Annotated in this window: 18 protein-coding genes; 7 read left to right on the top strand and 11 right to left on the bottom strand. The window is 69.0% G+C overall.

Translation table 11 applies throughout. The features are described 5' to 3' along the window. Nucleotides 1-5: 5 nt before the first annotated feature. Nucleotides 6-794 (top strand): hypothetical protein, encoded by a 789-nt coding sequence (locus tag ACFVH2_RS17190; protein ID WP_378423533.1) that lies wholly within the window; start codon nt 6-8, stop codon nt 792-794. A gap of 70 nt (nt 795-864) precedes the next feature. Here ACFVH2_RS17190 and ACFVH2_RS17185 read toward each other — a convergent pair whose 3' ends face one another. Then, on the bottom strand, nt 865-2,919 hold the full coding sequence (locus ACFVH2_RS17185; RefSeq protein ID WP_378423535.1) for a neutral/alkaline ceramidase: 2,055 nt from the start codon (nt 2,917-2,919) through the stop codon (nt 865-867). A 303-nt stretch (nt 2,920-3,222) separates the two neighbouring features. Here ACFVH2_RS17185 and ACFVH2_RS17180 point away from each other — a divergent pair, with 303 nt between their 5' ends. Beyond that, a complete protein-coding gene (locus ACFVH2_RS17180) occupies nt 3,223-3,666 on the top strand; it encodes an SRPBCC family protein (protein ID WP_378423537.1) in 444 nt (147 codons plus the stop codon). A 4-nt stretch (nt 3,667-3,670) separates the two neighbouring features. Here ACFVH2_RS17180 and ACFVH2_RS17175 read toward each other — a convergent pair whose 3' ends face one another. Beyond that, nucleotides 3,671-4,417 carry an acetoacetate decarboxylase family protein gene (locus ACFVH2_RS17175; protein WP_378423539.1) on the bottom strand — a complete coding sequence of 249 codons (747 nt, stop codon included), beginning with the start codon at nt 4,415-4,417 and terminating at the stop codon, nt 3,671-3,673. Further along, nucleotides 4,414-5,262 (bottom strand): SDR family oxidoreductase, encoded by an 849-nt coding sequence (locus tag ACFVH2_RS17170; RefSeq protein WP_378423541.1) that lies wholly within the window; start codon nt 5,260-5,262, stop codon nt 4,414-4,416. The genes ACFVH2_RS17175 and ACFVH2_RS17170 overlap by 4 nt, the downstream gene beginning before the upstream one ends. A 132-nt stretch (nt 5,263-5,394) precedes the next feature. Between ACFVH2_RS17170 and ACFVH2_RS17165 the strand changes: the two genes are divergently transcribed. Next, complete coding sequence (locus tag ACFVH2_RS17165; protein ID WP_378423543.1) at nt 5,395-6,567, top strand: cytochrome P450; 1,173 nt, start codon at nt 5,395-5,397, stop codon at nt 6,565-6,567. A 26-nt stretch (nt 6,568-6,593) separates the two neighbouring features. Here ACFVH2_RS17165 and ACFVH2_RS17160 read toward each other — a convergent pair whose 3' ends face one another. Then, on the bottom strand, nt 6,594-6,941 hold the full coding sequence (locus tag ACFVH2_RS17160) for a DoxX family protein (protein WP_378423545.1): 348 nt from the start codon (nt 6,939-6,941) through the stop codon (nt 6,594-6,596). 132 nt (nt 6,942-7,073) lie between these two features. Between ACFVH2_RS17160 and ACFVH2_RS17155 the strand changes: the two genes are divergently transcribed. After that, nucleotides 7,074-7,412: a winged helix-turn-helix transcriptional regulator gene (locus ACFVH2_RS17155; protein ID WP_378423547.1), complete on the top strand. Its 339-nt coding sequence runs from the start codon at nt 7,074-7,076 to the stop codon at nt 7,410-7,412. Nucleotides 7,413-7,430: 18 nt separating this feature from the next. Here the strand turns inward: ACFVH2_RS17155 and ACFVH2_RS17150 are convergent, their stop codons facing one another. The 6 genes from ACFVH2_RS17150 to ACFVH2_RS17125 all read right to left on the bottom strand — a co-directional run bounded on the left by ACFVH2_RS17150 (nt 7,431) and on the right by ACFVH2_RS17125 (nt 13,767). After that, complete coding sequence (locus ACFVH2_RS17150) at nt 7,431-7,919, bottom strand: nuclear transport factor 2 family protein (protein WP_378423549.1); 489 nt, start codon at nt 7,917-7,919, stop codon at nt 7,431-7,433. 143 nt (nt 7,920-8,062) lie between these two features. Then, nucleotides 8,063-9,190, bottom strand: a complete 1,128-nt coding sequence (locus tag ACFVH2_RS17145; protein WP_378423551.1) for an acyl-CoA dehydrogenase family protein — start codon at nt 9,188-9,190, stop codon at nt 8,063-8,065. Then, entirely contained in the window at nt 9,187-10,176 is a 990-nt protein-coding gene (locus ACFVH2_RS17140; protein ID WP_378423553.1) for an acyl-CoA dehydrogenase family protein, read from the bottom strand. Before ACFVH2_RS17140 ends, ACFVH2_RS17145 begins: the two co-directional genes overlap by 4 nt. Then, nucleotides 10,173-11,312, bottom strand: a complete 1,140-nt coding sequence (locus ACFVH2_RS17135; RefSeq protein WP_378423555.1) for an acyl-CoA dehydrogenase family protein — start codon at nt 11,310-11,312, stop codon at nt 10,173-10,175. Before ACFVH2_RS17135 ends, ACFVH2_RS17140 begins: the two co-directional genes overlap by 4 nt. After that, nucleotides 11,312-12,187: an enoyl-CoA hydratase gene (locus ACFVH2_RS17130; RefSeq protein WP_378423619.1), complete on the bottom strand. Its 876-nt coding sequence runs from the start codon at nt 12,185-12,187 to the stop codon at nt 11,312-11,314. Before ACFVH2_RS17130 ends, ACFVH2_RS17135 begins: the two co-directional genes overlap by 1 nt. Nucleotides 12,188-12,189: 2 nt before the next feature. Further along, nucleotides 12,190-13,767, bottom strand: a complete 1,578-nt coding sequence (locus ACFVH2_RS17125; RefSeq protein WP_378423621.1) for a FadD3 family acyl-CoA ligase — start codon at nt 13,765-13,767, stop codon at nt 12,190-12,192. Nucleotides 13,768-13,843: 76 nt separating this feature from the next. Here ACFVH2_RS17125 and ACFVH2_RS17120 point away from each other — a divergent pair, with 76 nt between their 5' ends. The 3 genes from ACFVH2_RS17120 (at nt 13,844) to ACFVH2_RS17110 (ending at nt 17,034) form a co-directional block, all read left to right on the top strand. Then, nucleotides 13,844-15,043 carry an acyl-CoA dehydrogenase family protein gene (locus ACFVH2_RS17120; RefSeq protein ID WP_378423557.1) on the top strand — a complete coding sequence of 400 codons (1,200 nt, stop codon included), beginning with the start codon at nt 13,844-13,846 and terminating at the stop codon, nt 15,041-15,043. Next, on the top strand, nt 15,040-15,849 hold the full coding sequence (locus tag ACFVH2_RS17115; RefSeq protein WP_378423558.1) for an SDR family oxidoreductase: 810 nt from the start codon (nt 15,040-15,042) through the stop codon (nt 15,847-15,849). The genes ACFVH2_RS17120 and ACFVH2_RS17115 overlap by 4 nt, the downstream gene beginning before the upstream one ends. 129 nt (nt 15,850-15,978) lie before the next feature. Beyond that, a complete protein-coding gene (locus ACFVH2_RS17110; RefSeq protein WP_378423560.1) occupies nt 15,979-17,034 on the top strand; it encodes a type IV toxin-antitoxin system AbiEi family antitoxin domain-containing protein in 1,056 nt (351 codons plus the stop codon). 23 nt (nt 17,035-17,057) lie between these two features. Here ACFVH2_RS17110 and ACFVH2_RS17105 read toward each other — a convergent pair whose 3' ends face one another. Beyond that, nucleotides 17,058-17,819, bottom strand: a complete 762-nt coding sequence (locus ACFVH2_RS17105; protein WP_378423562.1) for an SDR family NAD(P)-dependent oxidoreductase — start codon at nt 17,817-17,819, stop codon at nt 17,058-17,060. Nucleotides 17,820-17,859 lie beyond the last annotated feature (40 nt).

Genomic DNA, 17,859 nt, shown 5'->3' with positions numbered 1-17,859 from the left:
GTGCGATGGGTGCGCTCGCCCTTCCCCTGGTCCTCGTCGCACCCGCCGCGGCCGATCCGGCCGCAGCGGGTGCGACGCATGTCGGGGTCGTGGAGGCACGGTCGTGTGCCAACCTGGGTGTCACGATCCCGCTCGACCCGGGGCAGGCCGAGCGGGCCCGGGCGATGCTCCCGGCCGGATTCGCCCTCGCCGCAATGCCCACGATGCTGGTCGAGACCTCGACTTGCGCGGGTGCGGACGTGAACGGAACCGAGATCGGCCGATTCCACCTGTCCGAAGCCGCACTGTCGGTCGAGCCGCCGCGGCCGATCGCGTCGCCGCGACTGGGTGAGGCCGTCGCCGAGAACATCTACATGATCTCGCAGTTGGACACGAACGAGTTGCTGTCCGAGTTCAAGTCGGGGCTCGGCTATCGCAGCGAGCTCGTGGACATCACCCTCGACCTCGGCGCGCCCGATCAGCTCGGCAGGCTCGCCTCGGCGACGGCCGGCGGTGAACTCGCGCCGACCGCGGCCACGGCACAGCTGACGCCGTCACTGCTTCCCGACGGGGTGCGGGTACCGAACCCCGGAATCGTGTACAAGTTGTGGACGCGGGATGCGCAGGGCCGCTATGTGGTAACCACGAACGCGAACATGACGATCGACCGCCCCGCGGCGGGCGTCGGGACCGTGACTGCTCCGGAGGGCACCGCGGTGCACCGGATTCTCGGCGGGGACACCGCGACCGGCATCGCGTTCTCCGGGCGCGCGGAGCGCTTCGTCAACGACACCTTCGTCATCCCCGCGGGCTGACCGCGCAGCGGCTCGTGTCCCGCGCGCAGACACTCTCGCCCGCCTCGGCTTCGAGGCGGGCGAGAACGCGTCAGACGGTGAACTCCGCGGAGGTGCCGGTGAACGGCGCGATCGAACCGTCCGGGTTCTTGCGGTCGCCGAAATGTTGGATCCGGTAGCGGCCGGCGGCCGTCCCCTCCGGCACGTCCCAGGTGATGCGCGCGACCGAGGCGTTCGAACCCTCACGGCGCCAGTGGTACTTGGTGGACCAGTCGCCGTCGTCGGCGTGCCGCACCCACCGCCCGCCGTCGAGTCGCTGGACCTCGAAGAAGGTGCCGCGGCGGTGCAGGTTGTTCTTCGGATGCCCGGTGGAGAACTCGACGGCCACCTGGGTCCCGACCGCCGCGGCGGCGGAGGGCTGGATCAGTACGTCACCGAACTGGCGGCCCGGCGTCGGCGCGTCTGCCGGGACGTCCGGGCCGAAGCTCGGCTGGAATCCGGACAGGTCGCGGGGTGCGGGTCCGCGGGGCACCTCGGCGCCGTCGCGCATGGCGATCGCGAGCTGCGCGTAGCCCTGCTGGTAGGCGGGAAGGGTGTTGCGGCCGAACAGCGTCGAGCCGCCCTCGTACTGCTGGGAGTCGTACTCCTCGGGGGTCGTGCAGTAGCTCGAGTACGCATTGGCGTAGCCCTGGAAGATCACCTTCTCGAGCGGCACGCCGAGTTCCTCGGCGACCGTCCGGCGCACCCGCAACCCCGAGACGATGGTGAACTCCGCGGGTCCGCCGACCACGTAGAGGTCGCCGATCCGGATGATCTGGATCTTGAGGACGTGCGGCACCCAGCCGTCCGGTGGGAGCAGGCCCACGGGCACGACCACGAGCTTCGGCGCCTGTGCGTCGGCGAGCCACTGGGGAGTCTTGGTGTCGATTCCGCCGAGGGCGTCGATCACCGGGTTGCGGGTGCCCTCCGGGAAGATCGGGATGGCGGGGCCGTCCTCGGTGCTGCCTGCGGCCATCGACGCGCCGACGCAGGCGGGCGAGGTGCGCTGCGGCTTACCGTCGCTGGTGTAGCGACCGTCGACGAGCTGGTTCGCCATGTCGAGGTACATGATCCGACTGTCCACGACCGTGGAGGAGATCGGCTCGGCCGACTTGAAGGCGACGCGCGCCGCGGCGAGTTGGCGCTCGCCGATCAGCCGGGTGTTCTCGAACTCGTCGTCGGTCGGACCCTTGCCGGGCTCGAGGTCCAGGTTCGGCGACATGTCGCCGGTGTTGGTCTGCGGGAACGACGCGACGAAGCTCGGCTTCCCGTCGAGGTAGCGCACCCCGGCGACGTCGTGCTCCCAGAAGTAGGCGGCGGCACCCTTGTTGTCGCCGGAGATGAGCTTGTTCTCCTCGGTGAGCGAGGCCCCGTGGGTGGGGAACCAGCCGATGGCGCCGACGTTGTCGCTGCCCTGGCTGACGCGAAGCACCCGCATGTGGCTGTCGATGCCCAGCGGGTAGTAGTCCTTGTCGCTCTGCGGATTCCGGTCGAAGGCGACCCGGGAGCGGTTGACGCTGGCATCGGTGAGTTCGCTGTTGCCCAGTGCGACGGTGCCCGGCGCGAGGTTGTCGTGGGCGGCGCTGATCGCCTCGACCAGGCCGTCGACCTCGGCGTTGAAGACCAGCGGCTGGAAGCCGAGGGTGGCCAGGCTGTACGCGTAGTCCTGCGACGCCCCGCCGCAGGCGGCGTGCGAGTGCACGGCGGTGAGCATGACGTTGCGTTCGGTGTAGGTGTTGCCGTACTTCTGGCTGAGCCGAACCATGACCGCGTCGTGCACGGCCTGGAAGATCATGCAGGTGTCGGCGCAGACGAAGACCACCCGAGAATCGTCGGCGCCGGCGAATATGTAGGCGCGCACGCGGGTGCGCTGATGCAGTCCCTCGGCGCGCTGCTCGAAGCTCGAGTAGCCCATCATGCCGTTCTCGGCGACGGGTCCGGTCATGTCGGACAGGCCGACGCCCACACGGAACCCGCCCTTGGCAGGCGCGGTCCGCGCGTGCTCGGTGGTGCGCGGCGCCGCTGCGGTGGCGCGGCCGGCGCCGAGGGCGGCCAGCGCCGGAGTGGCAGCGGCCCCCGCGAGCACGCTGCGTCGACTGATCGTCACGACGGAATCCTTTGCGAGATGAGAAGAATGCGATTTGGTCAAGTGTCCAGATGACAGCACACACGACGAGGCGGCGATTGGCAAGGGGTTTGGCGCACTTCTGTCGCGGCGCCGATCAGCCTAGGATTGGCCGTGGCGATGGAAGATCGCGGTGGGAACCGTCCAGCGGTCCCGGCGGAGTCGTCTCGCTGAACTCCCTCGCGTCGACTCGGCTGGCAGGTTCCCGGTTGTCGGGTGCGCGCGCCATCGTCCGTGCATCCGGCGTGGCAGAGCAGTTCGCCCACCAGGCAAGGATCCCTGCGCATGTCCAAGACACTGAAGACCGAAGAATCGATCAACATTCAACGACCCGTGGCCGAGGTGTTCGAGTACCTGTCGAACCCCGACAACGTCACGAACTGGAGCAGCAACGTCATCGACTACAGGCTGGTCTCGGGCAAGGCGGACGAGGTCGGAGCAGTGTTGTCCCTCGCGGTCAAGGCCGCCGGCGTGCGGGTCGAGGGTACGGAGGAACTGACCGAGTACGAGGCGAACAAGCGAATGGGGTTCCGGTCGAAGGAAACGAAGATCGGCTACACGAGGGAACTGGACTTCGCGGCGGACGGTGACGGCACCCGGGTGACCTTCCTGCAGGAGTCGGAGGCGGGCACGGGACTGTTCAAGTTTGCCGATCCGATCGTGCAGCGGCTCTACGCGCACGATGTGCGGGGCAACCTGGAGAAGGCCAAGACGATCCTCGAATCCTGATCCCTCACACCGGCTTCGCGTCCCCGAAGGTCATCTTCAGGTTCGGGATCGACGACGTCATCAGCGCTCGCCGGGGCAACCCGACCGCACGCAACTCGTCGGCAATCGGATGCGAGCCGAGTGTGAGATCGGCACCTCCGATCCTGGACCGCACACCGCTCGGGTGCATGTCCCAGGCGGTGTGGCGGGTGATGCCGTCGAGATGCGAATAGGCCTCCAGCGAGGTGCTGGTCCCCGACCCGGGCAGCCGGATGCCCGGCCTCAGGGTCAGCGACGCGATCAGTTGCCCGTCCCTGCTGACGGAGGCTCGCTTGACCCGGCTCGAGTGGTCGGCGTCGAACTCCGCCAGTACCTTGGGGAATCCCCAGATCCCGCGGCCCGCAGCCATGGTGAACTCGCCGTCGACGGGCAGTTGATGGATGAGGGTGCCCGCACTTCCCGTCGCGAGCGAGCGCAGGTCCGCGGGCACCGATGTGCCGCGGGAGGCCAGATGGTTGCGGACCATGAAGGTGACGCCGAATTCGTTGTAGGGGCCCAGGTCCCCGTCCACGTAGTCGACGAACACGAGCGCGCACAGGCCGCGGCCGGGCCGGTACTGCAGGATCTCGAGCCCGGTGTAGTCGATCACGGACTGCGCCGCGGCGGTCGGCACCGAGTACATCGCCATGAACGCGGAGGCCTGGCGAATCTGCACGGGCATCTCGACCCGCCGGCCGAGGACTTCGTGGGAGGTTCCGCTGCCGGACATCATTGCGGCACCACGCCACGCAGGCCGTCGGCGCCGTAGGCCTGCTCGAGCATCGAGCTGAAATCCGGTCCACGGCGCAGCATCTGGCCGCCGTCGACATTGATGATCTGACCGGTGATCCAGGTCGACTCGTCACCGAGGAGGAACCGGGCGAGCCGCGCGACGTCCTCCGGTTCGCCGATACGCGGCAGGGGAGTGCAGGCCCGGTAGTCGTCGAGTAGCGGGCCGCCGTCGGTGATGAGCGCGACCAGGTCGGTGCGCGTCAGGCCGGGCCTGATGCAGTTGACGCGGACGTTGCTGGCGCCGAGTTCGTCGGCGCCGAGCTGGACGAGGTGGTCCACGCCGGACTTCGAGACGCCGTAGGCACCGAACCAGCGATGGGTGTTGCTGCTGGCGATCGAGGAGATCGCGACGAACGATCCACCGCCGCCTCGAACGAGTTCGCGGGCAGCATGTTTGAGCGTGAGCATGGTGCCGGTGACGTTCAGCTCGACGGTGCGGCGCCAGGCGTCGACATCGAGCTGGGTGACAGGCGCGATGGTCTCGTTGCCGCCGGCGCAGGCGACCACGCCGTCGAGCCGACCGGTGACGGCGGTCGCGGCGCGGACGGCGCTCGCGACCTGCTCCTCGACGGTGACGTCGGCGGCGTGGTGAGCGATCGAACCGCCGTGTTCGGGTGTGACGGTCGCGGCGGCCGCCACGAGCTTGTCCGGCGTGCGCCCGCAGATCGTGACGTGGGCGCCGGACTGCGCGAGCAGCTCGGCCACGCCGAGTCCGATACCGCTGCCGCCTCCCGTCACCAGCACGGACTTGCCCTCCACGGCACCTGTCCCGTTCGCGACCACCACGCCCTCCCTCCGCTCGCAACCCGTTCTACCACCGGAAGGTGTATTCCGGACACGTAATCCGTGTGTCGGGAATAGGGTCGGAATCAACCTGTGTGGACAGGTTCCGGGGCTGCCGACCGAGGGGACGAAACCATGCGACCCGACATCGACCTGGTCGACGGACGGTTCTATGCCGGGAACCTCGGCGACCCGCGCGAGGCGTACGCGTGGATGCGGGCGAACGAGCCGGTGTTCCGGGACCGGCACGGGCGGCCGGGCGCGGCGGGCTACGCGGCGGTGATCGACGCCGAACGCGATGCCGTGGTGTTCTCCAATGCCGGCGGAATCCGTCCCGACGTCGGACCGCTGCCACACATGATCGACATGGACGACCCCGAGCACCTGCACCGGCGCAAGCTCGTCAACACCGGATTCACCCGCAGGCGGGTCGAGGCGAAGATCGACGACATCCGCCGTATCTGCGACGAATTGATCGACGCCGTGATCGACAAGGGGGAGTGTGACTTCGTCCGGGACCTGGCCGCGCCGCTGCCGATGGCGGTCATCGGCGACATGCTCGGGGTCCGCCCGCAGGAGCGCACCATGTTCCTGGAGTGGAGTGACGATCTCGTCAAGGCGCAGGGCAGCAACGTGTCCGAGGAGACGGTCGCCAAGATGATGTCGGCGTACGTCTCGTTCGTGGACTTCACGATGCGCACGATCGCAGACCGGCGCTCGGCGCCGACCGAGGACCTGACCAGCGTCCTGGTTCACGCTGAGATCGACGGTCATCGGCTCACCGACGAGGAGATCGTCGCCGAGACCCTGCTGATCCTGATCGGCGGGGACGAGACGACCCGGCACGTGCTCAGCGGCGGGATGGAGCAGTTGCTGCGCAACCCGGAGCAGCGCGACAAGCTGGTTGCGGATCGAACGCTGATCCCGCAGGCGCTCGAGGAGATGCTGCGCTGGGCGTCACCGGTGAAGAACATGTGCCGCACCGTGACCCGGGACGTCGAGTTCCACGGCACGCAGTTGCGCGAGGGCGAGAAGATGATGCTGCTGTTCGAGGCTGCGAACTTCGACGAGTCCGTGTTCGAGAGGCCCGAGCGCTTCGACGTCACTCGGGATCCGAACCCGCACATCGCTTTCGGATTCGGATCCCACTTCTGCCTCGGCAATCAGTTGGCCCGGATCGAGGGCAGGCTGATGTTCGACCGGCTGCTCGAGCGAGTCCCGACGATGGGGCTCGTCTCCGAAGCGACGCTGTCGAGGCGGCCCGCGAACTTCGTCACCGGTATCGAGGAGATGCCCGTCCGCTGGTAGACGCCGCGGTCCTCCGACGGGGTTGCTCAGGCGGCGACCGGCACCAGGACTGCGACCGCGATCGCGACGAGCATCAGCACACCGGCGGGGGCGATGGTCTTGTCGTTCGCGCGCAGGTGCATGAGGATCGCGCCGAGGAAGTAGGCGACGACACCGATTGCGGCGGCGAGGCCGATCGGCCACCAGAACAGGCCGACGATCAGGCCCACCGCGCCGGCCAGTTCGGCGAGCGCGAGCAACCACATCCTGTCGACGGGGAAGCCGACATTGGTCATGCTCTCGACCTGCTGGGGGTTCCTGGTCAGCTTGCCCACGGCGGAAAACGCCAGGACGAGGGCGAGCAGCACGGACACGATTGCGGCGGCGATGAACATGGGTGACTCCTCGAGGATCGGTGCCGGTACTCGTCACGGCCCCTTCGGAAAAACGAGTGACACCGAAGAAGCTAGCGCACTTCGGAAAAGCTAGCAACTATCGGTGCTGGAGTCGGTTGGTAGGGTGGAGAAATGCAGAAGGAGGCCGAGGGCCACGAGCCGCGCGAGTGCGATGCCGGGCTGACCCAGGCGTTCAAATTCCTCGGCAAGCGCTGGAACGGCGTGTTGATCGGCACCCTGGTGCAGGGGCCGGCCGGTTTCGCGGAACTCAAACGGGCCGTCGCCGGGATCAGCGATTCGGTCCTCTCCGAGCGGCTGACCGAACTCACCGCGGCGGGACTGGCGCAGCGCACCGTCGACGAGGGGCCTCCGATCACGGTCGTGTACAGCGCGACCGAGGCGAGCAAGGCCCTGATCCCCGCGCTCGACGCCATCGCGTCCTGGGCGCGCGACAACCTGACGGGCCCCTGACCCGGGAGGGGTCGTGAGTCAGCCGTCGGCGGCCGGGCGATCGGCCCACATGTGGGACAGGAACCGGTGGCTCGGCATGTCGTCGAGCGAGATCAGCGATTCGTAGATCCGCGTGTACGAGGTGCGGGTGATCCGCCAGCGGCCGTCCCGGTCGCGACGGTAGGCGTCCCGGTAGTACCCGGCGCCACGGATCTGGCTGTTGGCGTCCGGGACGATCACGGTGTCCTCGAAACACCACGACCCGACCGCAGAGTCGCCCGTCACGGTGATCTCCGGATGGCTGGCGACGTGGACCGTGGTGATCGACGGGCCGAGCGTCTGTCGCATGAACCCGGCCAGTGCCTCGCGACCCTCGAACGCCAGCGGGTCGGTGAGCGCATGCGTGCCGTATTCGGCGACGACGTCCTCGGCGAGGGTGTCCGCGAACTCGTCCCACAGTTTGAGGTCCAGGGTGCGGAAGTATCGGTACTTGAGCTGACGGACGTCCTCGATCGCTGCCAGGTCCATGCGCGAAGCATGGCACCGGCCGCGGACCCGGTGCGCGATTTTCGCCGATCCCGTGAATCGAGACCCTGATCGCGGGCCGGAAAGCCGGGCGGGGGAGACGCTTTCGGGCTCGCGGGGTGTGACACCCCGCGAGCCCGGCGACCTCATGCAGACAGGCCCGCCAGCGACTCCATCTCCTTGATGAACTCCTCGGGCTGCCCGAACAGCTGCGAGCTGCCGTGCGCGCGCTTGAAGAACAGGTGCGCGTCATGCTCCCAGGTGATCGCGATGCCGCCGTGCAGCTGGATCGCATCCCCGGTGATCGCGTTGAACGCCTCCGAGCAGTACGCCTTCGCGACTGCGGCGTCCGCGGCCGCCGACGGCAGGCCCTCGCTGAGCGAGTACACCGCCGCGTACGACGCCGACCGCGCCGTCTCGACCAGGAAGTACAGGTCGGCCATGCGGTGCTTGAGCGCCTGGAAGCTACCGATCGCGCGACCGAACTGGACGCGGTCCTTGCTGTAGTCCACCGTCATCTGCATGCAGCGCTCGGCGGCGCCGACCTGCTCGGCCGACAACGCCACGATGGCGATGGTCCGGACCCGCTCGAGCGACGCGGACGCGTCGTCGGCGGTGAGCCGCACGGCCGGGGTGGAAGCGAACTCCACCAACGACATCGGGCGGGTCAGGTCCATCGTCGGCAGCTGACGGCGGGCGACGCCGTCGGCGGACGGGTCGACCTCGAACAGCGCGATCACGCCTCCCACCGAGGCCGCCACGATCAGCACGTCGGCGTGCGCGCCGTCGAGCACGTAGTGCGCGGTGCCCGAGACGGTGTAGCCGTCGGCGTCGCTGCCGGCCGCAGTGCACGCCACCTCGTTGCTGCGCCAGTGACCCTCGGGGCCCACCCAGCACAGCGCGGCGATGGACGAGCCCTCGGCGATGCCGGGAAGCAGACGCTCGCACGCCTCCGTGTTGCCGGACGCCAGGATCGCCTGCGCGGCCAGGACCGCGGAACCGAGCATCGGGGACGGCGTCAGCGCGGCGCCGAGCTCCTCGAGCACCAGGTGCTGCTCGACGAGTGTGGCACCGAAGCCGCCGAACTCCTCCGGGATTGCGAGCGCCGCGACGCCGACCTGCTGGCACAGCACGTCCCACAGGCCGCGGTCGAACGCCTCGCCCGACTCGAGCGTCTTGCGCAGCGCGGTCGCGTCGGCGCGCTTGCCCAGCAATTGGGCAACCGTCTTGCGGAGCTCGATCTGCTCCTCCGCGAACACTCCGACCCCGCTCACAGCGCGCTCGCAATCCGTGCGCGGTGCGCGGAGGCGGTGCCCCACGCGGACTGCAGGGCCCGCACCTTGGTCAGCCACAGCGACAGGTCGCACTCGAGGGTGTACCCGATGGCGCCGTGGACCTGCAGCGTCTTGCGCGACGCCAGGTAGGCGGCGTTCGCGGCGGCGACCTTTGCGGCCGAGACGTCGCGGGCGATCGTGTCCGAACCCTCGGCGATGGAGATCGCCGCGCCGTACACCAGCGGGGTCGCCATCTCGACGGCCACGAGCGCGTCGGAGAGGTGGTGCTTGACGGCCTGGAAGCTGCCGATCACGCGGCCGAACTGGGACCGGTTCTTCGCGTACTCGGTGGCGGTGTCGATCATCGCGTGGCCGGCGCCGATCAGCTGCGCCGCGGCGGCCAGGACCGCGAGGTCGTACGCCTTCTCCGCCGCCGCGGCGACGTCCGCACCCTGCGCGAGCGTCTCGACGGACTCGACCTCGAACAGGCGTCGGGCCGGGTCGACCGACTCGAGCTGGGTGGTCGCGCGGACCAGCTCGAGGGTGTCGCCGGAGACCCGCAGAACCGGGTCGGCCAGGTCGGCGTCGAGGGCCCGCGGGGTGGACGGTTCGAGCACCAGCGAGGCCAGGGACGTGCCCTCGGCGATGCCCGGCAGGAAACGCTTGGCGAGCTGCTGGTCGTCGAGTGCCGACAGCAGGGCGGGCACCGCGGCGGCGGTCTCGAGAATGGGGCCGGGCACGGCGGCGCGGCCCAGCTCGACGAACGCCACGGCCAGATCGGCGGGGTGCGCGGCGATGCCGTCGAACTCCTCGGGCACGGCGAGCGCGGTCACGCCGGTCTCGGCGAGCTGCTGCAGCAGCTCACGGCCCGGGGCGGTGTCGTTCTCACCCCACGACCGGACGACGGCCGGGGTGTTGGCGTTGGCGAGCAGTCCGCGGAGGCTGTCCGCGAAATCGCGCTGCTCGGTGGACAGGGAGAATTTCATCGATCCGCCTTCGGGAGTCCGAGCAGACGCTCGGCAACGATGTTGCGCTGAATTTCGTTGGTGCCGGCGTAGATCGGGCCGGACAGCGAGAACAGGTACCCGTCCTGCCACTTGCCGGCGAGCTCACCGTCGGCGCCGAGCAGGTCGAGGGCCGTCTCGTGGATCCGGACGTCGAGCTCGGACCAGAAGATCTTGTTGATCGAGCCCTCGACACCCAGCGGGACGCCTTCGAGCATCCGGGTCACGGTGCCCCAGGTGTGCAGGCGGTACGCCTCGGCGCCGATCCACGCGTCGACCACGCGGTCGCGGGCGGCGGTGTCGCTGTCGTCGGCGTTCGCCTTCCAGACCTCGATCAGCCGATCCACCGCGGACATGAAGCGGCCCGGGCTGCGCAGCGACAGGCCACGCTCGTTGCTGGCGGTGCTCATCGCGACCCGCCACCCGTTGTTGACCTCGCCGACGACGTCGGCGTCCGGGACGAAGACGTCCTCGAAGAAGATCTCCGCGAAACCGGGCTCGCCGTCGAGCTGCGGGATCGGGCGCACGGTGACGCCGTCCTGGTTCAGCGGGAACATGAAGTAGGTCAGACCCTTGTGGCGCTGCGCCTCCGGGTCGGTGCGGAACATGCCGAAGCCCCAGTCGGCGTACGTGGCGCGGGAGCTCCACGTCTTCTGCCCGTTGAGGATCCAGCCGCCTTCGGTGCGGCGGGCCGTCGAGCGGATGCCCGCGAGGTCGCTGCCGGCCTCGGGCTCCGACCACGCCTGCGCCCAGATGTCGTCGGCGCGGGACATACGCGGCATGATGCGCGCGAGCTGCTCCTCGGTGCCGTGCTCGAAGAGCGTCGGCGCGAACAGGAAGATGCCGTTCTGGCTGACCCGGCCGGGGGCGCCGGCCTTGTAGTACTCCTCCTCGAAGAGCACCCACTCGATCATCGACGCGTCACGGCCGCCGAACTCCGCCGGCCACGCGACGGTCGACAGGCGGGCGTCGGCGAGCTTGTGCTCCCACTCGCGGTGGGCCTCGAAACCCTCCGCGGTGTCCATCGACGGCAGCGGCTGTGCCGGGACGTTGGCAGCGAGCCATTCGCGCACTTCCAGTTGGAAGGCGCGGGCCTTCTCATCCAGTTCGAGATCCACTATTCCGCCTTCGCTTTCATACTGTTGACGTCCATTCCGCCAAGGGAGTCCCTACCCACCTCGGCGTTGTGCGCATGGGCAAAGTGGTGCAGGCCGAACACCGAGTCCATCCCGGCACGCTGACCCATCAGGTCCTCGCACTGGTTGACGGCCTTCTTGGTCAATGCCAGACCGAATCGCGGCATCTGCGCGACGCGCGCGGCCAGCTCGCGGGTCTCGGCCTCCAGGTCGGCGCGCGGCACGACCCGGTTGACCATCCCCACCTCATACGCGCGCTGCGCGGTGAAGCGATCGCCCGTGAAGAGGATCTCCTTCGCGAACCGTGACCCCAGCACCCACGGGTGGGCGAAGTACTCGACACCCGGAATGCCCATCCGGACAACCGGATCCGAGAAGAACGCGTCGTCGGTGGCGACGATCAGGTCGCAGCACCAGGCCAGCATCAGGCCACCGGCGATGCACGCGCCGTGGATCTGCGCGATCATCGGCTTCGGCATCTCCCGCCAGCGGCGGCACATGCCCAGGTACACCTCGGTCTCGCGGGCGAAACGCTGGTCGCCGCCCGGCTTGCCGAGGTGGTCCCACCACAGGGCGGCCTTGTTCTCGTAGTGCACGTGATGGTCGCGGCCCTGTGTCCCGATGTCGTGGCCGGCGCTGAAGTGCTCGCCGTTGCCGGCCAGCACGATCACCTTGACGTCGTCGTCCTCGACGGCCCGCTCGAATGCGGCGTCGAGGGCGTACGTCATCACCGAGTTCTGCGCATTGCGGTACTCGGGTCGGTTCATCGTCACGTACGCAACATGGTCGCGGACCTCGTAGGTGACGACGTCGCCCTCGTCGGGAAGGGTCCCGGCATCCGTGTCGCTGACGGTCATGGTCATGCCTTCCCCTGGCGGAGGTCGTTCTTGAGCACCTTGCCGGACGGGTTGCGCGGCAGACCGTCGATGATGTGAACCTCGCGCGGAATCTTGAAGCCCGCCAGGCGCTCCTTGCAAAACGCGATGACCTCGTCGGCCGTCAGGGTGGCGCCGGGCTTGACGACCACGTAGGCGCGCCCGACCTCGCCGGCCCGCTCGTCGGGAATGCCGATGACGGCGGCCTCGGCGACGGAGTCGATGCGTGCCAGGGTGTTCTCGACCTCGGCCGGATACACGTTGAAGCCGTTCGAGATGAACATGTCCTTGAGCCGGTCGGTGATGTCGAGGTAGCCGCGATCGTCCAGGACTCCGACGTCCCCGGTGTGCAGCCAGCCGTCCTCGTCGATCGTCTTCCGCGTCGACTCGGGGTCGTCGAGGTAGCCGAGCATGATGTTCTCGCCGCGGACCAGGATCTCGCCCTGCTCGCCGATCTTGACCTCCATGCCGGGGATCGCGCGGCCGGACGACGTCGACACGGTGACCGGATCGTCGTCGGTTCGGCACATGGTCACCACGACCGCTTCGGTCTGGCCGTAAGCGGTGATGACGGCGTCGTAGCCCAGTTCGGCCTGCATGCGCTCCACGAGCACGACCGGGACAGCGGCCGCGCCGGTGATCGCGACGCGCAGGCTCGACAGGTTGTAGTCGCCGCGGGTCGGGAAGTCGAGGATCGTCTGGTGGATCGTGGGGGCGCCCGGAAGCACGCTGATCTTCTCGTCGGCGATCATCGTCATGATCGTGGGGACGTCGAACACCGCGGCAGGCACGATCGTCGCGCCGCGCAGGATGCACACCATGATTCCGGCCTTGTAGCCGAAGGTGTGGAAGAACGGGTTGATGACGAGGTAGCGGTCCTTGTCGTCGACCTCGGCGCAGTCGGCCCACGCGTCGGCGATCCCGACGGTCTGGCGGTGCGCGGTCATGACGCCCTTGCTCTTGCCGGTGGTGCCGGACGTGAACAGGATGTCTGCGACGTCGTCGGGGGAGACGGCGTGAGCGCGGACGTCGGCCTCTTCCACCGAGACGGGTTCGGCGGCCTCGGGGATCTGATCCCACTCGAGGATCTCGCCACCCGGGAATTCCGTCGTGGGGGCGCCCGAGGTCGGATCGTCGGACGGGGTGCGCACCACGAGCTCGAGTGCCGGGATTCCGCTCTCGCCCGCCGCCTTGAGGACGTCCGCGAGGCGATCGGCCTTGAGGAAACGATCCGGCACGACCAGGACCTTCGCCTTGGTGCGCTGGAGGATGTCGAGGGCCTCGTGGCCGGTGTAGCGGGTGCTGATCGGAACCAGCGTCGCACCGGCGTACTGGGCCGCGAGGAACGCCTCGACCCAGTGGTAGGTGTTCGGCGCCCAGATTGCGATACGGTCGCCGGCCTGGACGCCCTTGGCCATCAGCGCCCGCGCGGCGGTGCGCACGCGGTCGAGCAACTCGGTGTAGGTAATGCGCTCGGATCCGTCTGCAACGGCCTCGTTCGACCCGAATTGTTCAGCGGCGCGCCACAGCGCGGCCGGGGTGGTCCGGGGCCCGGTGGTCACATTCGTGCTCACAATCTCTCCTCAACGAGGCGGAACCTCTATACAAAGCAAGTGCTTGGTAGGGTACCGTATCGCTGTGGACGTTAGCCAGGGTGAGAGCGAGGCCGCCGACGCGGCATTCGCCAAAGAAGTACGCGAATGGCTCGAAGAGAACCTCTCCGGGAAGTTTGCCGAGCTGAAGGGCCTGGGCGGGCCGGGGCGTGAACACGAGGCGTTCGAGGAACGCCTGGAGTGGGATCGCCACCTGGCCGCCGCCGGCTGGACCTGCCTCGGGTGGCCGAAGGAGTACGGCGGACGCGAGGCGACGCTGAGCCAGCAGATCATCTTCCATCAGGAGTACGCGCGTGCGAACGCACCGGCACGCGTGAGCCACATCGGTGAGGAACTGCTGGGCCCGACGCTCATCGCGTTCGGCACCGAGGAGCAGAAGCAGCGCTTCCTGCCGGGAATCAAGACCGTCACCGAACTGTGGTGCCAGGGCTACTCCGAGCCAGGCGCCGGTTCCGACCTCGCGAACGTGTCGACCACCGCGCGTATCGAGGGCGACCAGTGGGTCGTGAACGGCCAGAAGGTCTGGACGTCCCTAGCGCACCTGGCCGACTGGTGCTTCGTCGTCGCGCGCACCGAGCCGGGGTCGTCGCGCCACAAGGGCCTGTCCTACCTCCTGGTTCCCATGAATCAGCAGGGCATCGAGGTCCGCCCGATCATCCAGCTGACCGGCACCTCGGAGTTCAACGAGGTGTTCTTCGACAACGCCCGCACCGACGCGGACCTCGTCGTCGGCGGCGAGGGCAACGGTTGGGCCACCGCGATGGGCACGCTCACCTTCGAGCGCGGCGTCTCGACCCTCGGCCAGCAGATCGGCTTCGCCCGTGAGCTCGAGTCCATCGTCGAGTTGGCCGAGCGCAACGGGGCGGCGCAGGACCCGGCGATCCGCAACAAGATCTCCCGCGCCTGGATGAGCCTGCAGGTCATTCGGGCCCACGCGCTGCGCACGCTCGCCAGCGTCGACGCGAGCTCCAACGGTGGCGAGGCGTCGGTCGCGAAGCTGCTGTGGGCCAACTGGCACCGCGGGCTCGGCGAACTCGCCATGGAGGTCCAGGGTGCCGCCTCGCTCGTGGGCGTCGAGAACACCGAGCCCGGCGAGGAACTGAACGATCTGCAGCGTCTGTGGCTGTTCACGCGCGCCGACACCATCTACGGCGGATCCAACGAGATCCAGCGCAACATCATCGCCGAGCGCGTGCTCGGCCTTCCCCGAGAGGCACGCCCGTGACCGCCACCATCAAGTCCCCGCTCGCCGTCGCCCCCGCGGAGATCGAGGGCCACAACCTGCTCAAGGGAAAGAAGGTCGTCGTGACGGCCGCCGCCGGCACGGGCATCGGCTTCGCCACCGCCCGCCGCGCGCTGCTCGAGGGCGCCGACGTCCTGGTCTCGGACTTCCACGAGCGTCGCCTCGGGGAGACCGTCGAGAAGCTCGCCGCCGAGTTCGGCGGCCAGCAGATCGAGTCGTTCGTGTGTGACGTCTCGAGCACCGAACAGGTCGACGCGCTCATCGCCGGCGCCGCGGAGAAGCTCGGCCGCATCGACGTCCTGGTCAACAACGCCGGCCTCGGCGGCGAGACCCCGATCGTCGACATGACCGACGAGCAGTGGGACCGCGTCGTCGACGTCACGCTGACCAGCACCTTCCGTGCCACCCGTGCGGCGCTGCGGTACTTCAAGTCCGTCGACCACAACGGCGTCCTGGTGAACAACGCGTCGGTGCTCGGCTGGCGTGCGCAGCACTCGCAGTCGCACTACGCCGCGGCCAAGGCAGGCGTCATGGCGCTGACCCGCTGCTCGGCGATCGAGGCGGCCGAGTACGGCGTCCGGATCAACGCGGTCGCGCCGTCCATCGCGAAGCACGCGTTCCTGTCGAAGGTCACCAGCGAGGAACTGCTGGACCAGCTGGCCGGGGCCGAGGCCTTCGGCCGCGCCGCCGAGGTGTGGGAGATCGCCGCGACCATCGCGATGCTCGCGAGCGACTACACCACCTACCTCACCGGCGAGATCGTCTCCATCTCCAGCCAGCGCGCCTAGGCGGCTCCGCCGCCTGTGCGTGGTTGACGAGTCCTGGCACTCGTCAACCACGCAAAGGTGTGTAGCGCCTGTGGATAACCCGCCCCGCTTTCGTCGATCCGGTCGGTGCCCGACGCGAGTGTCGTCGGCATGCCCGCAACGTTTTCGCCCGCAGCGCTACAGGCCCTCGTCGACCGCCAGTGCGGAATCGTCACCGCGGCGCAACTGCACGCCCTGGGATTCCCGCCGTCGAGAACGCGTCAACGCCTCGAAACCGGGCGCTGGCAGCGGGTGCTGCACGGGGTCTACGCGATCACCTCGGGTGCGCTGAGTCGAGACGCGATCCTCGAAGCGGGGCTGCTCTACGGAGGCGCAGCGGCGATGATCAGTCACCGGACGGCCGCGGAGCTGTGGGGGATGGCCCCGGTGGACGAGGCCGGTCCCGTCCACATCACGGTTCCCTACGGTGTCTCCGCGATCGGTCAACCCGCGACAGCGGTCGGACACGCGCTCCGCGGCGACCACGTGGTACCCGCCCGGGGGAGTGTCCTGCACCCCGGGGTGGTGGTGCACCGGTCGCGCGCGCAACGCCACATCGGCGCCGCCGACCTCCTGCCCCCGCGCACGACCCGCGCGGACACCGCGCTCGACGTAGCCATCGCCGAGCCCTCGGCGCACGAGGCATACGTCAGCCTGATCGGCACCGTCACGAACGCTCGTATCCGGTTGGACGACATCCGGCGGCGGATGCACGAGCGGACCCCGCGGCGCTACCGGAAAGCGCTCGAGGCTGCCGTCCGGCTGCTGTCCGAGGGGGTCCAGTCGATGCTCGAGTACCGCTTCGCGATCGATGTGGAACAGGCCCACGGACTTCCCGTGGCCCGCAGGCAGGGGCCGGTGGTGGTCGACGGTCGGACGCTCTGGGAGGACTGTGACTACACCGAACACGGTGTCCCGCTGATCGTGCGCCTCGACGGGCGCCGGTCGCACTCCATGCGCGAGGTGGCGTTCCGGGACCGTCGCCGCGACAACGCCGCCGAACTGGCCGATCGGCCACGGCTGGTGTTCGGCTACGAGGAGGTCGCGGGGACGCCGTGCCTGGTAGCCGGGGACGTCGAGCAGGTCCTGCGCCGCGAGGGATGGATCAGGCGCGACGAAAACCCGTGTCGCGCCTGTGCGCGGCCGACGAGTCCTGACACTCGTTGACCGCGCACGGGCGGCGAAGCCGCCTAGACCGTGTAGCCGCCGTCGACGTTCAGTTTCTGTCCGGTGACGAAGCCGGCCTTCTCGCTTGCCAGGAAGCAGACGGCCTCGGCGACGTCCGCCGCGGAGCCGAAGCGCTGCAGCGGGATCCTGCTCATCGCGACCGCCTGTGCGCGCTCGTCGAGGTCCGCGTTGCCCATCAGTCGCTCGGCCATGCCGTCGGTCAGCATGCCGGGTCCGACGGAGTTGAAGCGGACGCCGAAGCGGCCCTCCTCGGCGGCGAACGCCCGGACCAGCGCCTCGACGGCGCCCTTGGTGCCCGACGACAGTCCGTCGCGGACCGGGAACCGGTCGGTGGCGGCGGTGGTCACCGCGACCACCGAGCCGCGCGTCTCCCGAAGTGCGGGCAGGAAGCCGTGCACGAGCGTGAAGAACGCGGCGGCCTCGGCGCCGAGATGTGCGGAGAAGGTGTCGGGCGAGACCTTCGACAGGTGCACCATCGGGATGTGCGGCCCGGCCGCGTGCACCAGTACCGCGGGCTGTCCGAACTCGGCGGTCAGCGCCTGCGCCCAGCCGGCGACCTGCCCGGTGTCGGCGAGGTCCACCCGGTCCGCGCGGGCGCGTCCGCCGGCGGCGGTGAGCTCAGCGACCAGGGCGTCGGCGCGTGCGGCGTTGGAGTGGTACGTGATCGCGACGGGCAGTCCGTCGGCGGCGAGACGCCGGGAGATCTCGATACCGATGCCACCGGAACCGCCGGTGACGACTGCGCAGGGAGATTGGAGGGGCATGCCGATACCCTAACAAGCGCTTGGTTGATATCCTGTCGTT

This window comes from Rhodococcus sp. NPDC127527, assembly GCF_042672245.1.
GTDB lineage: Bacteria > Actinomycetota > Actinomycetes > Mycobacteriales > Mycobacteriaceae > Rhodococcus_G.
The sequence above is the reverse complement of the archived record's forward strand: the minus strand, read 5'-3'. Positions and strand labels throughout refer to the sequence as shown.